Annotated in this window: 20 protein-coding genes and 2 tRNA genes; 16 read left to right on the forward strand and 6 right to left on the reverse strand. The window is 50.7% G+C overall.

All coding sequences use genetic code 11. From position 1 onward, the window contains the following. The 4 genes from rplU to cgtA form a co-directional block, all read left to right on the forward strand. Nucleotides 1–198 (forward strand): 50S ribosomal protein L21 (gene rplU, locus VH187_RS07370; protein ID WP_329700820.1); only part of this gene is annotated, 198 nt, incomplete at its 5' end. Between the two features lie 19 nt (nucleotides 199–217). Beyond that, nucleotides 218–475, forward strand: coding sequence for a 50S ribosomal protein L27 (gene rpmA / locus VH187_RS07375; RefSeq protein WP_041147406.1), 258 nt, complete (start codon nucleotides 218–220; stop codon nucleotides 473–475). Between the two features lie 94 nt (nucleotides 476–569). Further along, a complete protein-coding gene (locus VH187_RS07380) occupies nucleotides 570–1535 on the forward strand; it encodes a DMT family transporter (RefSeq protein WP_329700821.1) in 966 nt (321 codons plus the stop codon). 15 nt (nucleotides 1536–1550) lie between these two features. Then, nucleotides 1551–2726, forward strand: a complete 1176-nt coding sequence (cgtA, locus tag VH187_RS07385) for an Obg family GTPase CgtA (RefSeq protein ID WP_329700822.1) — start codon at nucleotides 1551–1553, stop codon at nucleotides 2724–2726. 51 nt (nucleotides 2727–2777) lie between these two features. On the opposite strand, the gene dacB is transcribed toward cgtA, so the two are convergent. Continuing rightward, nucleotides 2778–4211 (reverse strand): serine-type D-Ala-D-Ala carboxypeptidase, encoded by a 1434-nt coding sequence (gene dacB / locus VH187_RS07390; RefSeq protein WP_329700823.1) that lies wholly within the window; start codon nucleotides 4209–4211, stop codon nucleotides 2778–2780. A 247-nt stretch (nucleotides 4212–4458) separates the two neighbouring features. Between dacB and greA the strand changes: the two genes are divergently transcribed. After that, a complete protein-coding gene (greA, locus tag VH187_RS07395; RefSeq protein ID WP_329700824.1) occupies nucleotides 4459–4935 on the forward strand; it encodes a transcription elongation factor GreA in 477 nt (158 codons plus the stop codon). A gap of 140 nt (nucleotides 4936–5075) precedes the next feature. Here greA and yhbY read toward each other — a convergent pair whose 3' ends face one another. Further along, the gene (gene yhbY / locus VH187_RS07400) at nucleotides 5076–5369 is read right to left on the reverse strand and encodes a ribosome assembly RNA-binding protein YhbY (RefSeq protein WP_329700825.1); all 294 of its coding nucleotides are present in this window, start codon (nucleotides 5367–5369) and stop codon (nucleotides 5076–5078) included. A 125-nt stretch (nucleotides 5370–5494) separates the two neighbouring features. On the opposite strand from yhbY, the gene rlmE reads away from it, so the two are divergent. From rlmE to VH187_RS07435, 7 genes are all read left to right on the forward strand, one after another. After that, nucleotides 5495–6124: a 23S rRNA (uridine(2552)-2'-O)-methyltransferase RlmE gene (gene rlmE / locus VH187_RS07405; RefSeq protein WP_329700826.1), complete on the forward strand. Its 630-nt coding sequence runs from the start codon at nucleotides 5495–5497 to the stop codon at nucleotides 6122–6124. 114 nt (nucleotides 6125–6238) lie between these two features. Beyond that, on the forward strand, nucleotides 6239–8176 hold the full coding sequence (gene ftsH / locus VH187_RS07410; RefSeq protein ID WP_329700827.1) for an ATP-dependent zinc metalloprotease FtsH: 1938 nt from the start codon (nucleotides 6239–6241) through the stop codon (nucleotides 8174–8176). 98 nt (nucleotides 8177–8274) lie between these two features. Continuing rightward, a complete protein-coding gene (folP, locus tag VH187_RS07415; protein WP_329700828.1) occupies nucleotides 8275–9123 on the forward strand; it encodes a dihydropteroate synthase in 849 nt (282 codons plus the stop codon). Further along, entirely contained in the window at nucleotides 9116–10453 is a 1338-nt protein-coding gene (gene glmM, locus VH187_RS07420; protein ID WP_329700829.1) for a phosphoglucosamine mutase, read from the forward strand. The genes folP and glmM overlap by 8 nt, the downstream gene beginning before the upstream one ends. A 228-nt stretch (nucleotides 10454–10681) precedes the next feature. Continuing rightward, the gene (secG, locus tag VH187_RS07425) at nucleotides 10682–11011 is read left to right on the forward strand and encodes a preprotein translocase subunit SecG (RefSeq protein ID WP_329700830.1); all 330 of its coding nucleotides are present in this window, start codon (nucleotides 10682–10684) and stop codon (nucleotides 11009–11011) included. Nucleotides 11012–11021: 10 nt separating this feature from the next. Next, nucleotides 11022–11108 (forward strand) — tRNA-Leu (locus VH187_RS07430). 200 nt (nucleotides 11109–11308) lie between these two features. After that, the gene (locus VH187_RS07435; protein ID WP_329700831.1) at nucleotides 11309–11668 is read left to right on the forward strand and encodes a hypothetical protein; all 360 of its coding nucleotides are present in this window, start codon (nucleotides 11309–11311) and stop codon (nucleotides 11666–11668) included. A 53-nt stretch (nucleotides 11669–11721) separates the two neighbouring features. Here VH187_RS07435 and VH187_RS07440 read toward each other — a convergent pair whose 3' ends face one another. From VH187_RS07440 to argG, 4 genes are all read right to left on the reverse strand, one after another. Further along, nucleotides 11722–12273, reverse strand: a complete 552-nt coding sequence (locus tag VH187_RS07440; protein ID WP_329700832.1) for a YfaZ family outer membrane protein — start codon at nucleotides 12271–12273, stop codon at nucleotides 11722–11724. A 77-nt stretch (nucleotides 12274–12350) separates the two neighbouring features. Further along, on the reverse strand, nucleotides 12351–13385 hold the full coding sequence (gene ompA, locus VH187_RS07445) for a porin OmpA (RefSeq protein ID WP_329700833.1): 1035 nt from the start codon (nucleotides 13383–13385) through the stop codon (nucleotides 12351–12353). A 217-nt stretch (nucleotides 13386–13602) separates the two neighbouring features. Further along, nucleotides 13603–14232 (reverse strand): winged helix-turn-helix transcriptional regulator, encoded by a 630-nt coding sequence (locus VH187_RS07450; protein ID WP_329700834.1) that lies wholly within the window; start codon nucleotides 14230–14232, stop codon nucleotides 13603–13605. A 194-nt stretch (nucleotides 14233–14426) separates the two neighbouring features. Beyond that, nucleotides 14427–15773, reverse strand: a complete 1347-nt coding sequence (gene argG, locus VH187_RS07455; RefSeq protein ID WP_329700835.1) for an argininosuccinate synthase — start codon at nucleotides 15771–15773, stop codon at nucleotides 14427–14429. A gap of 333 nt (nucleotides 15774–16106) precedes the next feature. Between argG and VH187_RS07460 the strand changes: the two genes are divergently transcribed. The 4 genes from VH187_RS07460 to VH187_RS07475 form a co-directional block, all read left to right on the forward strand. Next, a tRNA-Met gene (locus VH187_RS07460) sits at nucleotides 16107–16183 on the forward strand. 198 nt (nucleotides 16184–16381) lie between these two features. Next, a complete protein-coding gene (gene rimP, locus VH187_RS07465; RefSeq protein ID WP_329700836.1) occupies nucleotides 16382–16834 on the forward strand; it encodes a ribosome maturation factor RimP in 453 nt (150 codons plus the stop codon). Nucleotides 16835–16861: 27 nt separating this feature from the next. Further along, nucleotides 16862–18349 carry a transcription termination factor NusA gene (gene nusA / locus VH187_RS07470; protein WP_329700837.1) on the forward strand — a complete coding sequence of 496 codons (1488 nt, stop codon included), beginning with the start codon at nucleotides 16862–16864 and terminating at the stop codon, nucleotides 18347–18349. Between the two features lie 24 nt (nucleotides 18350–18373). Beyond that, nucleotides 18374–19204: translation initiation factor IF-2 associated domain-containing protein (locus tag VH187_RS07475; RefSeq protein ID WP_329700838.1), on the forward strand; the 831-nt coding region annotated here is incomplete at its 3' end.

Consider the following 19204-nt stretch of genomic DNA (forward strand, 5'->3'; position numbering starts at 1 on the left):
CTGATGATCGCAAACGGTGAAGAAGTCAAAATCGGCGTTCCTTTCGTTGATGGCGGCGTAATCAAAGCTGAAGTTGTTGCTCACGGTCGTGGCGAGAAAATTAAGATTGTTAAGTTTCGTCGTCGTAAACACTATCGTAAGCAGCAAGGCCATCGTCAGTGGTTCACTGATGTGAAAATCACTGGCATCAGCGCCTAAGACCTGAGGAGTAGATTAAATGGCACATAAAAAGGCTGGCGGCTCAACTCGTAACGGTCGCGACTCAGAAGCAAAACGCCTTGGCGTAAAACGCTTCGGTGGCGAAACTGTTCTGGCGGGTAGCATCATCGTTCGTCAACGTGGTACTAAATTCCACGCTGGCAGCAACGTTGGTTGTGGTCGTGACCACACTCTGTTTGCTAAAGCAGACGGTAAAGTGAAATTCGAAGTTAAAGGTCCGAACAACCGTAAGTACATCAGCATCGTTGCTGAGTAAGTTTTTCGGTCCGGTAACGGATGAAAGCCCCGCAACGTGTTGCGGGGCTTTTTACATTAGAAGTCCGGAAAATTTCGTATAGGGATAAACGGGCATGAAACAGCAGGCGGGCATTGGTATTCTTTTGGCGCTCACCACCGCAATATGTTGGGGTGCGTTGCCAATTGCAATGAAGCAGGTGCTGGAGGTGATGGAACCTCCGACCATCGTATTCTACCGCTTTCTGATGGCCGGCATCGGCCTGGGGGCGATTCTTGCCATCAAAGGTAAGTTACCGCCGCTGCAACTTTTCCGTAAGCCTCGTTGGCTGGTGTTGCTCGCTATTGCCACTGGGGGGTTGTTCGGAAACTTTATTCTGTTCAGTTCGTCGCTACAGTATTTGAGCCCTACCGCCTCACAGGTGATAGGTCAGTTGTCGCCTGTGGGTATGATGGTTGCCAGTGTCTTTATCCTGAAAGAGAAGATGCGCGGAACACAGGTCATTGGCGCGATAATGCTGCTCTGCGGTCTGGTGATGTTTTTCAACACCAGTTTGCTGGAAATTTTTACTCGCCTGACTGATTACACCTGGGGCGTCATTTTTGGCGTCGGGGCAGCTACGGTCTGGGTGAGTTATGGCGTCGCGCAAAAGGTGTTATTGCGTAGACTGGCCTCACAGCAAATCTTATTTTTGCTGTACACTTTATGTACGATAGCCTTGCTGCCATTAGCAAAACCGGGTGTGATTACCCAATTGAGCGACTGGCAACTTGCCTGCCTGGTTTTCTGTGGGTTAAACACCCTGGTGGGTTATGGTGCGCTGGCGGAGGCCATGGCGCGCTGGCAGGCGGCGCAGGTGAGCGCGTTAATCACGCTGACTCCTCTGTTTACGTTGTTATTTTCAGATTTATTATCAATGGCCTGGCCCGATTTCTTCGCCAGACCGATGTTGAACCTTTTAGGTTATCTCGGTGCGTTTGTCGTGGTTGCGGGCGCGATGTATTCCGCCATTGGTCATCGTCTATGGGGACGGTGGCGTAAGCGTGAAGCGGTTGTACCGTTACCCCGCTCAGGCGAATGATTTACGGAGAGTAAAATGAAGTTTGTTGATGAAGCAACGATCCTGGTTGTGGCAGGTGACGGCGGCAATGGTTGCGTTAGCTTCCGTCGTGAAAAATATATTCCTCGTGGCGGCCCGGATGGCGGCGATGGCGGCGATGGTGGTGATGTCTGGCTGGAAGCCGATGAAAACCTTAACACCCTGATTGACTATCGCTTTGAGAAAGCGTTCCGCGCTGAGCGTGGACAGAATGGTCAAAGCCGTGACTGTACGGGTAAACGTGGTAAAGACGTCACAGTAAAAGTGCCAGTCGGTACGCGTGTTATCGATCAGGGTACTGGCGAAACCATGGGCGATATGACCACTCACGGTCAGCGCCTGATGGTAGGAAAGGGCGGCTGGCACGGCCTTGGCAACACCCGTTTCAAGTCTTCCGTCAACCGTTCTCCGCGTCAGAAGACGATGGGTACGCCAGGTGACAAGCGTGATTTGCAGCTTGAGTTGATGCTACTCGCCGATGTCGGGATGCTTGGCATGCCGAATGCGGGTAAATCTACCTTCATTCGTGCGGTATCTGCCGCGAAGCCAAAAGTTGCTGATTATCCGTTTACTACCCTGGTGCCAAGCCTCGGTGTTGTGCGTATGGATAGCGAAAAAAGCTTCGTTGTTGCCGATATTCCAGGTCTGATTGAAGGCGCAGCAGAAGGCGCTGGTCTGGGGATTCGCTTCCTTAAACACCTCGAGCGCTGCCGCGTGCTGTTGCACCTCATCGACATTGAGCCTATCGACGGTTCCGATCCGGTAGAAAACGCCCGTATCATCGTCGGTGAGCTGGAAAAATACAGCGAGAAACTGGCAGGCAAACCACGCTGGCTGGTGTTCAACAAAATCGACCTGATGGACAAAGCTGCCGCAGAAGAAAAGGCGAAAGCCATTGCTGATGCGCTTGGCTGGGAAGATAAGTTCTACCTGATCTCCGCTGCAAGCCAGCAAGGCGTGAAAGATCTTTGCTGGGATGTGATGACCTTCATCATCGAAAACCCAGTGGTGAAAGTCGAAGAAGAGAAACTGGCTGAAAAAGTTGAGTTCATGTGGGATGACTATCATCGTGAGCAGCTTGAAGAAGTGGCTGTTGAAGACGATGAAGATGAAGATTGGGACGACTGGGATGAAGACGACGAAGAAGGCGTTGAGTTCGTTTACAAACGCTAATTTATTGCTCTGTCGTTAAAATAAAGGCTCCCATCGGGAGCCTTTGTCGTTTTAGTTGTTCTGATAAATATCTTTATACAATCGACTTTCGAAGCGAACCAACGGAATGCGACGATTGCGCTGATCGGCAGGCTCCACTGCATAGCCCGACAGATATTGCACGAATGCCATCCGCTGACCGCTGGCGGTGGTAATAAAGCCTGCGAGGTTATACACGCCTTGTAACGAACCCGTCTTCGCCGAAACCTTACCATCCACACCCGCCTGATGCAGACCCGCGCGGTATTGCAGAGAGCCGTCATAACCCGCTAGCGGCAACATAGAGATGAAATTAAGCTCGGTGTCGTGCTGTGCGATGTATTGCAACACCTGCATCATGGTCGCGGGCGCAATCAGGTTATGCCGCGACAAGCCGGAGCCATCGGCAATAATGGTGTTGCCTAAATCAACACCAGCCTGCTGACGCAGGATCTGACGGACGGCATCGGAACCCGCTCGCCACGTGCCTGGAACGCCAAAACGTGCGTGACCAATCGTCCGGAACACCGTATCGGCAATCATGTTGTCCGATTTTTTCAACATAATTTTCAGCAAATCATGCAGCGGCGCTGACTGTTTGCTGGCAATGACGGTGCCAGGTTCATTAACCAGGGTCTGGCGCAACAGTGTGCCGCTATAAGTGATACCGGCTTGCTTCAATTCGTCTTTCAAAATCGCCCCAGCGTAGCTGGCACCGTCCTGAATAGCGAAGGCGAGGGGTAATGGGTCGGTGCGCTGTGGCAGGCAACCTGTGAGCGTATAGCGGTTCAAATCGCCAGGCACGACATCCAGCTCACAATACTGCGCTTCACCCGAACCGCGCTGTAAGGTGCGCACCTGGCTGAACATGGTCACCGGGTAATAGGATGCCACGCGAATAAAGGCTAAATCACCGGGTTTTTGCGCGCTATAGAGTGAAACAGAGAAGCAGTTACGATCGACAATCGCGGCTGCCGGTGGCGCGCTAAAGCATTGCGTCAGATCGTTCCACGGCCAGCCTGGGGCTTTGTCGTGGCTCGCGAAAACAGAGGTATCAATTAACACATTCCCGTCGATTTGCTGCACACCGGATTTTTTCAAAACTGCGACCATATTGCGAATATCCTGACGTTTTAGCGTCGGATCGCCGCCAAATCGTGCAACAAGGTCACCTTTTAAAATCCCGTTATCTACGCTGCCTTTGCTTTCCAGAGTGGTGGTAAAACGAAAATCAGGCCCGAGCTGCAACAACGCCGCCAGCGCGGTTATCACCTTCTGAGTACTGGCTGGCAGTGCCATCTGTTGGCTGTGGTAATCAATATCAGGTGCCTTTGCCCCGATTTTTTGAACCATGAGGGCCAGATTAGCGCCCGCCGGGAGCTGGGTGACGTACTCATCAACGTTCGCGGCCTGGACACTAAAAGCTAAACTGGTGGTCAATCCGATGATAAATCTGGAAAATCGCATAATCTCGCGCTAACAACCTGGAATCAAACAGCCATACTACGGTGCAACGCCCGGTAAAGTAAACGATGACCCACAGTGAACTTTCAGGGTAAAATACGCATCAAACAGAAAAATTGCCGCTGGCCTGGAATTTTTGTTCCGGGTCAGTTTTCTTTTTGCTTATCTTCTGGCCCCGGATGGGTTGCCGGTTGAAGTGCAGGGCTGCAGCCAACGCTGGGCCTGAAGGAATGATGGAGAGGTATAACTCATGCAAGCGATTCCGATGACCTTACACGGTGCCGAAAAACTGCGCGAAGAACTGGATTTCCTGAAGTCTGTTCGTCGCCCTGAAATCATTGCAGCCATTGCTGATGCTCGCGAGCACGGCGATCTGAAAGAGAATGCTGAATACCATGCCGCCCGTGAGCAGCAGGGTTTCTGCGAAGGCCGCATCAAGGATATTGAAGCGAAGCTCTCAAACGCTCAGGTTATTGATATTTCCAAAATGCCGAAAACGGGCCGTGTGATTTTTGGCGCGACCGTGCAAGTGCTGAATCTGGATAACGATGAAGAAACCACCTGGCGCATTGTCGGTGATGACGAGGCTGATTTTAAGCAGAACCTCATCTCCGTCAATTCGCCTATCGCCCGCGGCCTGATTGGCAAAGAGCAGGATGATGTGGTGACTATCCAGACGCCTGGCGGCGAAGTGGAATATGAAATCATCAAAGTGGATTACGTGTAATCGCTGTTGTTGACACAATGTAAAGATAAGAAAAAGGCCGCTTAGCGGCCTTTTATCAACGTTAAGAGCGTGGCATTTTGCTCACCTGCCCGCGGAAACCCCTCGTTTTACACATCAAATGTGTTCAATTCAGGTTACTCTTAACGTGGCAGAGAGATTTTACGCTCTGCAGTTGGGCGATAAAGAACCAGCATTTTACCGATGACCTGTACGTTACAGGCGCCGGTTTCGCGAACGATAGCATCCACGATCAGGACTTTAGTCTCGCGGTCTTCCGAGGCGATTTTCACCTTGATGAGTTCGTGGTGTTGCAACGCTAGTTCAATCTCGGCCAGTACCCCTTCGGTCAAACCATTGTTGCCAAGCATAACTACCGGCTTGAGCGGATGTGCCAGACCTTTCAGGTGCTGTTTTTGTTTAGTACTCAGATTCATCGTATATTTTTGCTTACGTTGGGATTGAAAACGGTTCATTCTACCGCCATCTCTCAACTATCGCCAAATCGGCCGTGAATATTTACGTAGCCGGCTATGATGATCTGCCCCGATGGGAATGTTAAATGACAGGTAAAAAGCGTTCTGCCAGCTCGAGTCGATGGCTCCAGGAACACTTTAGCGATAAATATGTTCTTCAGGCACAGAAAAAAGGGTTACGTTCTCGTGCCTGGTTTAAACTTGATGAAATACAGCAAAGTGACAAACTTTTTAAGCCGGGAATGACAGTTGTCGATCTCGGTGCTGCACCCGGAGGATGGTCACAATATGCAGTGACCCAGATCGGGGGTAGCGGCCGCATCATCGCTTGTGATCTTTTACCTATGGATCCAATTGTTGGTGTGGACTTCCTTCAAGGCGATTTTCGTGATGAATTAGTCCTGAAAGCGTTACTTGAACGTGTAGGTGACAGTAAAGTCCAGGTTGTCATGTCCGATATGGCTCCAAACATGTGCGGAACACCAGCGGTGGATATTCCCCGTGCCATGTATCTGGTGGAGCTGGCGCTTGAGATGTCTCGTGATGTATTGGCACCAGGCGGCAGTTTTTTAGTGAAGGTGTTTCAGGGCGAAGGTTTCGAGGAGTACCTTAAGGAAATTCGCTCCCTGTTTACCACAGTTAGAGTGCGTAAGCCGGACTCTTCGCGTGCACGTTCGCGTGAAGTGTACATTGTAGCGACCGGGCGAAAACCATAACCCGACCGTTTTAAGCCTATGCCAGTACGGCAGCGGTATGAAATGCGTCGGATGTATAGTAACCTGACGCTGTTATTAACACAGTTGTAATAAGAGGTTAATCCCTTGAGTGACATGGCGAAAAACCTAATCCTCTGGCTGGTCATCGCGGTAGTGCTGATGTCAGTATTCCAGAGCTTTGGGCCCAGCGAGTCAAATGGCCGTAAGGTGGATTACTCTACCTTCCTGCAAGAGGTCAATCAGGACCAGGTACGCGAAGCGCGTATCAACGGACGTGAGATCAACGTTACCAAGAAAGATAGTAACCGTTACACGACTTACATTCCGGTAAACGATCCTAAGCTGCTTGATAACCTGCTGACCAAAAACGTGAAAGTGGTTGGCGAACCGCCTGAAGAACCAAGCCTGCTGGCTTCTATCTTCATTTCGTGGTTCCCGATGCTTCTGCTGATTGGTGTCTGGATCTTCTTCATGCGTCAGATGCAGGGCGGCGGCGGTAAAGGCGCCATGTCGTTCGGTAAAAGCAAAGCGCGCATGCTGACGGAAGATCAGATCAAGACCACTTTTGCCGACGTTGCAGGTTGTGACGAAGCGAAAGATGAAGTGGCGGAACTGGTTGAATACTTGCGCGAGCCAAGCCGTTTCCAGAAGCTGGGCGGTAAAATTCCAAAAGGCGTTTTGATGGTGGGCCCTCCGGGGACCGGTAAAACGTTGCTGGCGAAAGCGATTGCCGGCGAAGCGAAAGTGCCTTTCTTCACAATTTCAGGTTCTGATTTCGTCGAAATGTTCGTGGGTGTCGGTGCATCTCGTGTGCGTGACATGTTCGAACAGGCGAAGAAAGCGGCACCGTGCATTATCTTCATCGATGAAATCGACGCCGTAGGTCGCCAGCGTGGCGCAGGGTTGGGCGGCGGTCATGATGAACGTGAGCAGACACTGAACCAGATGCTGGTTGAGATGGATGGCTTCGAAGGTAATGAAGGCATCATCGTTATTGCTGCAACGAACCGTCCAGACGTACTTGACCCTGCACTGCTGCGTCCAGGCCGTTTCGACCGTCAGGTTGTCGTTGGCCTGCCAGATGTTCGTGGCCGCGAGCAGATCCTCAAAGTTCATATGCGTCGCGTACCTTTGGCGCCGGATATTGACGCGGCAATCATTGCGCGTGGCACACCAGGCTTCTCGGGTGCGGATCTTGCGAACCTCGTCAACGAAGCCGCTCTGTTTGCCGCCCGCGGTAACAAACGTGTCGTGTCGATGGTTGAGTTCGAAAAAGCGAAAGACAAAATCATGATGGGTGCGGAACGTCGCTCCATGGTGATGACGGAAGCGCAGAAAGAGTCCACCGCGTATCACGAAGCCGGTCACGCGATTATTGGTCGCCTGGTGCCGGAACACGATCCGGTGCATAAAGTGACGATTATTCCGCGCGGTCGTGCATTGGGTGTGACGTTCTTCCTGCCTGAAGGCGATGCGATTAGCGCCAGCCGTCAGAAACTGGAAAGCCAAATCTCCACGCTGTACGGCGGTCGTCTGGCTGAAGAAATTATCTACGGTGCAGAACATGTTTCTACCGGTGCGTCCAACGACATTAAAGTCGCGACTAACCTGGCACGTAACATGGTTACCCAATGGGGCTTCTCTGAAAAACTCGGTCCGTTGCTGTATGCGGAAGAAGAGGGTGAGGTGTTCCTGGGCCGTTCCGTAGCAAAAGCGAAACACATGTCCGATGAAACCGCGCGTATCATCGACCAGGAAGTGAAGCTGCTGATTGAGCGCAACTATGCGCGTGCACGTCAGCTTCTGAACGAAAATCTGGACATTCTGCACACCATGAAAGACGCATTGATGAAGTACGAAACCATCGATGCACCGCAGATTGATGACCTGATGGCTCGTCGTGATGTCCGACCGCCAGCTGGCTGGGAAGACGGTAACGGTAGCAGCAACAATTCTGACAATAATGGCGCCCCGCGTGCTCCGCGTCCGGTCGATGAACCGCGTACGCCGAACCCAGGCAATACCATGTCAGAACAGTTGGGCGACAAATAAGTTATCCGCCGTTGATGACGCTGTTTTAACTGAAAACCCTGGGGCGAACGCTCTGGGGTTTTTTTATTTGCTAATACTCACTTTACCAGGGATTCGTCATGAAACTCTTCGCCCAGGGCTCTACACTTGATCTCGCTTATCCGCATGTGATGGGCATTCTAAACGTTACGCCAGATTCTTTTTCTGATGGCGGGGCGCATAACACGCTGGTCGAAGCGGTAAAACATGCCAATCTGATGATTAATGCCGGTGCGACAATTGTCGATATCGGCGGTGAATCAACCCGCCCTGGTGCGGCCGAAGTCAGTGTTGACGAAGAGCTCTCCCGCGTTATTCCTGTGATTGAGGCCATTGCTCAGCGTTTTGAAGTATGGATTTCTGTGGATACCTCTAAACCCGAAGTGATTCGTGAGTCGGCTCGTGTTGGCGCGCATATCATCAATGACATCCGTTCACTTACGGAACCGGGTGCGCTGGAAGCCGCTGCCGAAACGGGTCTGCCTGTCTGCTTAATGCATATGCAGGGTGAGCCACGTACGATGCAAGACGCGCCAAAGTATGATGACGTCTTTGCGGATGTGAATCGCTTTTTTATTGAGCATATCGCGCGCTGTGAAGCGGCTGGTATCACAAAAGATAAATTGTTACTCGACCCAGGATTCGGTTTCGGTAAAAATCTCTCCCACAATTACGCGCTGCTTGCTCGTTTATCAGAACTTCACCGTTTTGACCTGCCGTTGCTGGTCGGAATGTCGAGAAAAGTGATGATTGGCCAATTACTGAATGTCGGACCGACCGAGCGCTTGAGCGGCAGTCTGGCCTGTGCGGTGATTGCGGCGATGCAGGGGGCACAAATTATTCGCGTTCACGACGTGAAAGAGACAGTTGAAGCGATGCGTGTGGTGGAAGCCACCCTTGCTGCAAAGGAAAACAAACGCTATGAGTAACCGTAAATATTTTGGCACCGACGGCATTCGCGGTCGCGTGGGCGATAGCCCAATTACCCCTGATTTTGTGCTCAAGCTGGGTTTTGCCGCAGGCAAAGTGCTGGCTCGCCATGGGTCACGTAAAGTGATCATCGGTAAAGATACGCGTATTTCGGGTTATATGCTGGAATCTGCACTCGAAGCCGGTTTGGCTGCCGCCGGGCTGTCCGCTTCCTTTACCGGCCCGATGCCAACGCCTGCGGTTGCCTATCTGACCCGTACATTCCGCGCAGAGGCAGGGATCGTGATTTCCGCATCCCACAACCCGTATTACGACAACGGGATTAAATTCTTCACCATCGATGGCACTAAATTGCCCGATTCGGTTGAAGAAGCGATTGAAGCGGAACTGGAAAAAGATCTCACCTGTGTGGATTCTGCAGAACTCGGTAAAGCTAGCCGGATTGTCGATGCAGCAGGGCGCTATATCGAATTCTGTAAAGCGACCTTCCCGAACGAACTGCGGCTCAACGAGCTGAAAATTGTTGTGGATTGCGCGAATGGTGCAACCTACCACATCGCGCCGAATGTGTTCCGTGAATTGGGTGCGCAGGTTATCACCATCGGCTGTGAGCCAAATGGTGTGAACATCAATGAAGAAGTGGGTGCCACAGACGTCCGTGCGCTGCAGGCTCGTGTCCTGGCCGAGAAAGCGCACTTGGGTATCGCTTTTGATGGCGATGGCGACCGCGTGATCATGGTTGACCATGAAGGCAATAAAGTTGATGGCGACCAGATCCTCTACATCATCGCCCGTGAAGGGTTGCGTCAGGGCCAGTTGCGCGGCGGTGCAGTCGGCACGCTGATGAGTAATATGGGTCTTGAAGTTGCACTCAAACAGTTAGGGATCCCGTTCACCCGCGCGAAAGTAGGCGATCGCTACGTGCTGGAGAAAATGCAGGAAAAGGGCTGGAGCATCGGGGCTGAAAACTCCGGTCACGTGATCCTGCTCGATAAAACCACGACGGGAGACGGAATTGTTGCTGCGTTACAGGTAGTGGCGGCAATGGCGCGCAATCACATGACGTTGCAAGATCTATGCAGCGGCATGAAGATGTTCCCGCAGGTATTGGTTAATGTTCGCTATACCGACGGCAGCGAAAACCCGCTGGAGCACGAAACGGTGAAAAGCGTGACGGCTGAGGTTGAAGCCGCTCTGGGTAGCCGTGGCCGTGTCCTGTTACGCAAATCAGGCACTGAGCCTCTGATTCGCGTTATGGTTGAAGGCGAAGATGATACACAGGTTAATGCCTTTGCGAACCGTATTGCTGATGCGGTGAAGGCGGTGTAACGCTGGCTTTAACTGTCTAAAAAGGCGGCATTTGCTGCCTTTTTGTTGAACGCTACTTTGGTTTTTGCTGTTTTTTTCCGCACTTGATACAATGCGTCAAAATTGCCCTTGCGAACCCCATTCGCTTTGGTTAGTATTCACACCCGCTTCAGTGGGAAACATTAAAAAGTCCCGCTTAATTGGTTGAAGCAATTGGTATGCGGTAATACCGCAAGGAACAGGTTGATTATGTACGAAGCTCTTCTGGTGATTTTCCTTCTTGTTGCGATTGGCCTTGTTGGTCTGATCATGCTGCAGCAAGGTAAAGGCGCTGATATGGGAGCCTCCTTCGGAGCAGGCGCATCCGCTACGCTGTTTGGTTCAGGTGGTTCTGGTAACTTCATGACCCGCATGACTGCAGTTCTGGCGACGCTGTTCTTCATCATCAGTCTGGTTCTGGGTAACATCAATACCAATAAGACCAGTAAAGGAAGCGAGTGGGATAACCTGACTGCACCTAAATCGGAGCAGACTCAGCCAGCAGCACCGGCACAGCCGAGCAGCGATATCCCGCACTAAGATTTTCAGTACCGAGGTGGTGGAATTGGTAGACACGCTACCTTGAGGTGGTAGTGCCCTAACGGGCTTGTGGGTTCGAGTCCCATCCTCGGTACCAATATTCCAGAAGAAAGACGTCGAAAGACGTCTTTTTTTGTTTTTGTCCTTTCTGCTTCCCCGTAGTTTTTTTATAAACGAAGATCTCCTGTTGGGTTCTGCGATTAACCGATAAAGTCGGTTTCGTTTGTTTTTACATCAACTCGCAGGAATGAAGACGTCGTGAATATATCCAGAATCGTAGCCCTAACGGGCGTATTAATGCTGACCGCTTGCAGCAGTTCGTCATCTGTAACGACAGTCGAAGAAATACAAGATATGCCAGTACATGTCGTTCACGCGCAAAATAACGCAACGGCAGATAACGCCACGGTAAATAATTGCTATAAGGAAAATGCTGCACGCCTCAGTGAGCTGCAGTATTCGCTGAAAACCAATATGCTCCAGGATGTAAAAACGTCCGAGGTTCTTGATACTCACAGTGATGCCCACCGTGTATTTGCGGCGTTATCAAAACTCGAGCAGATTTCCTCAATGAATGAGACGTATCGTAAAGACGGGAATATTGCGGGATTGAAAGCGATTAATGAAATGCTGAAGCCGCTGAAAGCTACGGTCTGAAGATAGACTGAAGTGAAGAGGATTGCCGGTTTTCCGGCAATCTCTGGTATAGCTTAGAAACTGAAGTTGACACCAGCGTAGGCACCATCGGCCAGCGTATTATCACGATGACCATTTTTCCCCGCCATTTCCATGTAGCGATAACCACCTTCAATAGTCATGGATTTGATGACTCGCACGCGGACACCCGCATTCGCTTCCATGTAATCATCTACACCGCTCGACAGTGAGTCCGGTGAGTAGTAGTAATCACCAAACACGGTGATGAAGTCACCCAGTGGGACCTGTGCGCCACCGCCAACGGCTACGGCGTAACCCTCGTCACCGTCTTTAGGATTCAGGTACAACGCTTTACCGCCCACGGTGAAGAGTACGGGGCCTAACGGGACGTTCAGTCCCATTCCAAGACCTGCAATATCACCATCGTTGTCGCTATGGGCCCAATTACCATTGAAGGTCAGGCCAGGGTCGTTCGCGCCGAAACTCGCAGACAGATTAGTGAATTTCTCTCCGGCTTCGCCGTGAAGATTGATAGAGGCATTGGCTGCCGCTGCGGTGGTAAGTGTCGCAAGCAGTAGAGCCGTTTTGAGTTTGATCATACGCATAATTGGTCCTTCAAATAAAAAAAGCCCGATGCGTGTGATCGGGCAAATGAATCAAGTGTTTGCTATCGCGAGAAAGCTTATTGACCGGAAATCTGTACCACTACACGGCGATCCGGGGACAGGCAGCTGATCAGTGCATTTCCAGTCTGGTTGTCACAGGTGCTGCCGGTTACAGAATCGCTTGCGCCACGACCTTCGGTCTGGATTTCAGCAGCAGGCATACCCTGGCTTACCAGTTGGTCAGCAACAGCCTGAGCACGACGAGCAGAGAGCTCCTGGTTGTATTCAGCTTTACCGGTGCGGTCGCTGTAGCCGATCACAGTGGTAGAGTGACCTTTAGCAGCCTGCATTTCTGGCGTGTTGTACAGCTGGTTGATTGCAGCTTTACCTTCGTCAGTCAGCGTGGCGGAGTCGTAACCGAACATCACGTCAGACTTCAGGTTGAAGGTTTTTACTTCTGGTGCAACAACAGGTGCGGCAACAACTGGTGCTACGTCATCATGCTGACCGAAACGGTATACAACGCCAGCCGTTACAGAGTGGATGTCAGAGCTCAGACCGATCTGGTTAGAGTTGCCCACGTTGCTAACCCACTGGTATTCCAGACGGCCAGCCCAGTTTTTGGCGAAGGCGTACTCGGTACCGGCAGCAACCAGTGGACGAACGCCAGTTTCGAAGTTGTTGTGACCGGCAACGTCGGTCTCAGCACGGTAGCCCATGGCACCGAAGCGACCATACAGATCCCAGTCATTGGTCAGCGCATAGCTGGTTTTCAGAGAAAGTTGCAGGCCCTGGCTCTTCATTTTGGCACCGTTTACGCCATGGTTACCGTTGAACTGCATGTTGCCCAGATAGTCGTAACCACCTTCAACTGCCAGCCAGTTGTTGATCTGATAGCCGCCGAACACGCCGCCGCCTACATTGTCATGATCAACGTTGAAATCGTTTGAAGCAGAAAGGCTGTCATTGAAGTTTTTGCTACCGCTGACATCAGCGTAGTGAGACCAACCGAATTTAGCACCGCTGTACCAGGTACCAGCATCACCAGCAGCAAATGCGGTGGACATGGCACACGCGTTTAAAACAATCAGAGCAACAAGTGTCTTTTTCATTTCTAATCTCGATCCTATTTTGAATTCGAAAACCAATGAGGTTACTGAATAGCGTAGGCCGTTAAGATATAGATGAATGTTATTATTGGTTAATTCTAAGTCGTTTAATTTTAAATATGGATGGGGTTTTAGACAGTTAATTGTCGAAAGGTTTATAATTGTTTGGAAATGTAAAAGCCTTCTGCTGTAATTAATTTACAGAAGGCATTTCGGGAGATTAGAATTTTTCTGGCAGGGATTCAATGTGTTGCAAATAACCACCGCGAATGAACTGGATATATTTTCCTTTCTTCAACGCCGACAATACGTTGAGGACACTACTGCGTGAAAGATGTGTTCTGTCCTGTATATAATCGAGGATAGATATACGCATGCGCATTTCTTCAGGAAGAAGGATCATTTCCATTAAATGGCTGCGTATGACAGCATAGGTGCGTTGCTGCAAAACCAGGGCGTCGCGATACGCCAAATAAGAGGTGTGATATGCCAGCAGTGAGGTGACATCTTCCCAAAGATTTTGTTCTTTGATAATACGAATGGCCTCTTCGGCATCCATGCGTAAGACAACCGATTCTATTTCTGTGCGCAAAACATGCCCGCGCATTGGCTGTAAAATTTCCGCGATACCAAAGACATGCCCTTCATAGACCGTGATCATTAATAGTCCATCTGAGTCACGTAGAATTGATATCTCTCCTTCTCTGAAGAGATAAATTTGCTGTTTCCCTTTGTATTGCCAGTTCAGTTTTTTCCTTGCGACGGCACTGATCGGTGTTGCGTGTGGTTCAAGGGCATCGAGAAGTCGATTAATTGCCTGTTGTGGGCGAATCGGGGGGGCAATGTGCATAGAGATCCTCATGAACAATGACAATTTCTTCTGTCAGAATTTATAGAGAACATGGTAATGCACGCGAGGGGATACTGACAGGTAAAATGGACTTAAAAACCTCACATGGTCGAAAAAATGTGTAGGATTGGCAATCATTATTAGATACAAAAATAATAAAGGCCGGCGAACCGGCCAAAAACAAAGAGTGTTGTTTATTTTTTGGTCAGCGCTTCACGGTTTTCTACTTGCGGAAGACCATTTCCGGACGATGCAGACAACAGCCCGGTTTTAGCGTAGCCAATGAGTTTTTCGCGCGTATCAGTGATGTCCAGATTACGCATGGTCAACTGACCAATACGATCGTCCGGTGAGAACACCGAGTCACCTTTCTCCATCGTCAATCGCTCTGCCTTATAAGTCAGGTTGTCAGAAACTGTATTCAGGATGGAATAGTCATTGCCACGGCGCAGTTCCAGTGTCACTTCACCTGTAATTGCGCTTGCGACCCAGCGTTGAAGCGCATCACGCAGCATCAGCGCCTGAGAGTCAAACCAGCGACCCTGATACAGCAGGCGACCCAGTTGACGACCATGAGCATGATATTGCTCGATGGTGTCTTCATTATGGATGCCTGTCAGTAGACGTTCATAGGCAATATGTAGCAGGGCCATACCTGGCGCTTCATAGATCCCACGGCTTTTCGCTTCGATGATACGGTTTTCAATCTGATCGCTCATGCCGAGGCCATGACGACCACCGATGCGATTGGCTTCGAGCATCATTTCAACGTCATCGCTAAAGGTTTGGCCGTTTAACGCTACCGGATGGCCTTTTTCGAAGCGAACAGTGACTTCTTCTGCCGGGATCTTGACGTTTTCGTCCCAAAATTTCACGCCCATGATGGGGTTGACGATCTTGACGCTGGAGTTCAGGAATTCCAGATCTTTCGCCTCGTGCGTTGCCCCGAGCATATTGGAATCTGTCGAGTAAGCTTTTTCGACGGACATTTTATAATCGAATCCGCAGGCCACCATGAATTCGGACATCTCCTGGCGGCCGCCGAGTTCATCGATGAAGTCTGTATCGAGCCACGGTTTGTAAATTTTCAGCTCGGCGTTCGTCAGCAGGCCATAACGATAGAAGCGTTCGATATCATTGCCTTTGTAAGTGCTGCCGTCACCCCAGATGTTCACATCATCTTCTTTCATTGCGGCAACCAGCATGGTGCCGGTGACAGCACGACCAAGTGGGGTGGTATTAAAGTAGGTCAGGCCGCCCGTGGTGTTATGGAAGGCTCCGCACTGGATCGCTGCGATCCCTTCTGCAACCAGTTGCTTACGGCAGTCGATGAGGCGGGCGTTTTCTGCGCCATAGGCCATTGCGTTGCGTGGGATTGCATCGTAATCCTCTTCATCGGGCTGACCGAGGTTGGCGGTGTAGGCGTAAGGCACCGCCCCTTTTTTTCGCATCCACAGCAGTGCGGCGCTGGTGTCCAGACCACCGGAGAAAGCGATACCAATACGTTGACCAGATGGAAGATGCTTGAGAATCGTCGTCATAAAGTAAAACCCTGCTTGCCAGACTGTGGTGAGGTAAGTGCTTTAGCGCTTACTGCATGTTTATGCAAAATAAGTGAGTTTTCATTTAATCATCTTTTTTCGGGAACAGGAAGTGATTCATACGTTTTAACGTAAAAATCTTCCCTTCAAGACATTAACATTATGCATAACATCAGGTTTTTTATGCCCCGGCAATTATCAATATGAATGAGTTGACAGAACCGATGAAATTTCAATATACTACAGGCCGATTTTACGTCCCGTCCTCGGTACCAAATCCCAGCAGTATTTGCGTTTTTTGCTCTGAATGAGTAAAATATGCCACGTTTCAGGCGCGGGGTGGAGCAGCCTGGTAGCTCGTCGGGCTCATAACCCGAAGGTCGTCGGTTCAAATCCGGCCCCCGCAACCACTTTCCCTTTGAGTTTTTTTTCAAATATACTCTTCCTAATCGTCGCTGGATTTGAAAGAATTCTCACGGAAAGTACTCCAGACCGCATTTGCGGTTATAGGGTTCAGTTATCTAAAGCCCCGATTTATCGGGGTTTTTTGTTATCTGACTAAAGAATAACTGGGCTTTATGCCCTTTTTTTATGTCTTGGGGGTGGGCTTGTCCACATTAGAACAGAAATTAACAGAGATGCTTACGGCGCCAGTTGAGGCTCTGGGCTTCGAGCTGGTCGGCATCGAATTCATTCGCAGTCGCACATCCACGCTGCGCATCTATATTGATAGTGAGAATGGCATCAATGTTGATGATTGTGCTGATGTGAGCCACCAGGTCAGTGCTGTCATGGATGTCGAAGACCCCATTACCGTCGCTTACAACCTGGAAGTCTCCTCACCAGGGCTCGACCGTCCAATGTTCACCGCTGAACATTACACGCGTTTCCTCGGTGATGAGGTCACGCTGGTCCTGCGAATGGCGGTTCAGAACCGTCGTAAATGGCAGGGCATTATCAAAGCGGTAGACGGTGAGATGATCACTGTTACAGTCGAAGGCAAAGATGAAGTGTTCGCGCTGAGTAACATCCAGAAGGCGAACCTGGTTCCCCACTTTTAACAGTCTGGATTGAGGTGAAAGGCCCCGATGAACAAAGAAATTTTGGCTGTTGTTGAAGCCGTTTCCAATGAAAAGTCGCTGCCGCGCGAGAAGATTTTCGAAGCGTTGGAAAGTGCACTGGCAACGGCTACAAAGAAAAAATACGAACAAGAAATTGAGGTTCGCGTTAGCATTGATCGTAAGAGCGGTGACTTTGACACCTTCCGTCGTTGGGTAGTGGTCGAAGAAGTTACGCTGCCGACTCGCGAAATCACGCTGGAAGCGGCTCGCTACGAAGATGAAAGCATGAACGTGGGCGACTACGTTGAAGATCAGATTGAATCTGTGACCTTCGACCGTATCACCACTCAAACCGCTAAGCAGGTTATCGTGCAGAAAGTCCGCGAAGCGGAACGTGCGATGGTTGTTGATCAGTTCCGTGAGCACGAAGGTGAGATCATCACTGGCGTGGTCAAGAAAGTGAACCGCGATAACATCTCTCTGGATCTGGGCAGCAATGCTGAAGCTGTGATCCTGCGTGAAGATATGCTGCCGCGCGAAAACTTCCGTCCGGGCGATCGTATTCGTGGTGTACTGTATTCAGTACGTCCGGAAGCGCGTGGTGCTCAGCTGTTCGTTACGCGTTCTAAGCCGGAAATGCTGATCGAACTGTTCCGCATTGAAGTGCCGGAAATCGGCGAAGAAGTTATCGAAATCAAAGCCGCTGCGCGTGATCCTGGTTCTCGTGCGAAAATCGCAGTGAAAACCAACGATAAGCGTATCGACCCAGTGGGTGCTTGCGTGGGTATGCGCGGTGCGCGCGTTCAGGCTGTTTCAACAGAACTGGGCGGTGAGCGTATTGATATCGTTCTGTGGGACGACAATCCAGCACAGTTCGTGATTAACGCGATGGCTCCGGCGGATGTAGCGTCTATCGTCGTTGACGAAGACAAGCACACCATGGATATCGCGGTAGAAGCGGGCAACCTGGCGCAGGCAATTGGTCGTAACGGCCAGAACGTGCGTCTGGCGTCTCAGCTGAGTGGTTGGGATCTCAACGTCATGACCGTTGACGATCTGCAGGCGAAGCACCAGGCGGAAGCGCACGCGGCTATCGACACCTTCACCAAATATCTCGATATTGATGAAGACTTCGCGACCGTGTTGGTAGAAGAAGGTTTCTCAAGCCTTGAAGAACTGGCCTATGTGCCAATGAAAGAACTGCTGGAAATTGACGGACTGGACGAACAGACCGTTGAGGCACTTCGTGAACGTGCGAAAAACGCACTGACTACGTTGGCGCTGGCTCAGGAAGAAAGCCTCGGTGATAACAAACCGGCTGACGATCTGCTGAACCTTGAAGGTCTCGATCGTGCAATGGCATTCAAGCTGGCTGCCCTCGGTGTTTGTACGCTGGAAGATCTCGCCGATCAGGGCATTGATGACTTGACTGATATCGAAGGTTTGACCGACGAGAAAGCGGGTGAGCTCATCATGGCCGCACGTAATATTTGCTGGTTCGGCGACGAAGCGTAATAAACTGTAGCAGGAAGGAACAGCATGACTGATGTAACTGTAAAATCACTGGCTGCTGAAATTCAGACCCCTGTGGACCGCCTGGTACAGCAATTTGCTGATGCAGGGATCCCAAAGGCTGCTGATGACTCAGTAACTGCACAAGAAAAACAAACTTTGTTAGCGCACCTGAACCGTGAACACGGTTCTACGCCTGACAAGTTGACGCTGCAGCGCAAAACGCGTAGCACGTTAAACATTCCAGGTACCGGTGGAAAAAGTAAATCGGTACAAATCGAAGTCCGCAAGACACGCACCTTTGTAAAACGTGATCCGCAAGAGGCCGAGCGCCTTGCAGCGGAAGAGCAGGCGCAGCGTGAAGCGGAAGAGCAAGCCCATCGTGAGGCAGAAGAAACAGCCAAGCGTGAGGTAGTATTAAAAGCTGAACGTGAGGCCGCAGAAAAAGCGAAGCGCGATGCCAGTGATAAAGCGAAGCGTGACGCGGCGGAAAAAGACAAAGTGAGCAATCAACAAACTGACGAAATGACCAAAACCGCCCAGGCAGAAAAAGCCCGTCGTGAAACCGAAGCAGCCGACCTGAAGCGTAAAGCGGAAGAAGAAGCGCGTCGTAAGCTCGAAGAAGATGCGCGTCGCGTAGCTGAAGAAGCCCGCCGTATGGCTGAAGAAAATGCTGGTGTATGGGCAGAGCAAGAGAAGGCTAAAGGTGAAGAGGATAAGAGCGATTATCACGTCACCACTTCTCAGCACGCTCGCCAGGCAGAAGACGAAAATGACCGTGAGGTCGAGGGTGGTCGTGGCCGTACTCGTACGACGGCAAAAGCGGCTCGTCCACAGAAGAAGGGCAACAAGCATTCT

The organism is Scandinavium sp., from assembly GCF_036271055.1.
Lineage (GTDB): Bacteria > Pseudomonadota > Gammaproteobacteria > Enterobacterales > Enterobacteriaceae > Scandinavium.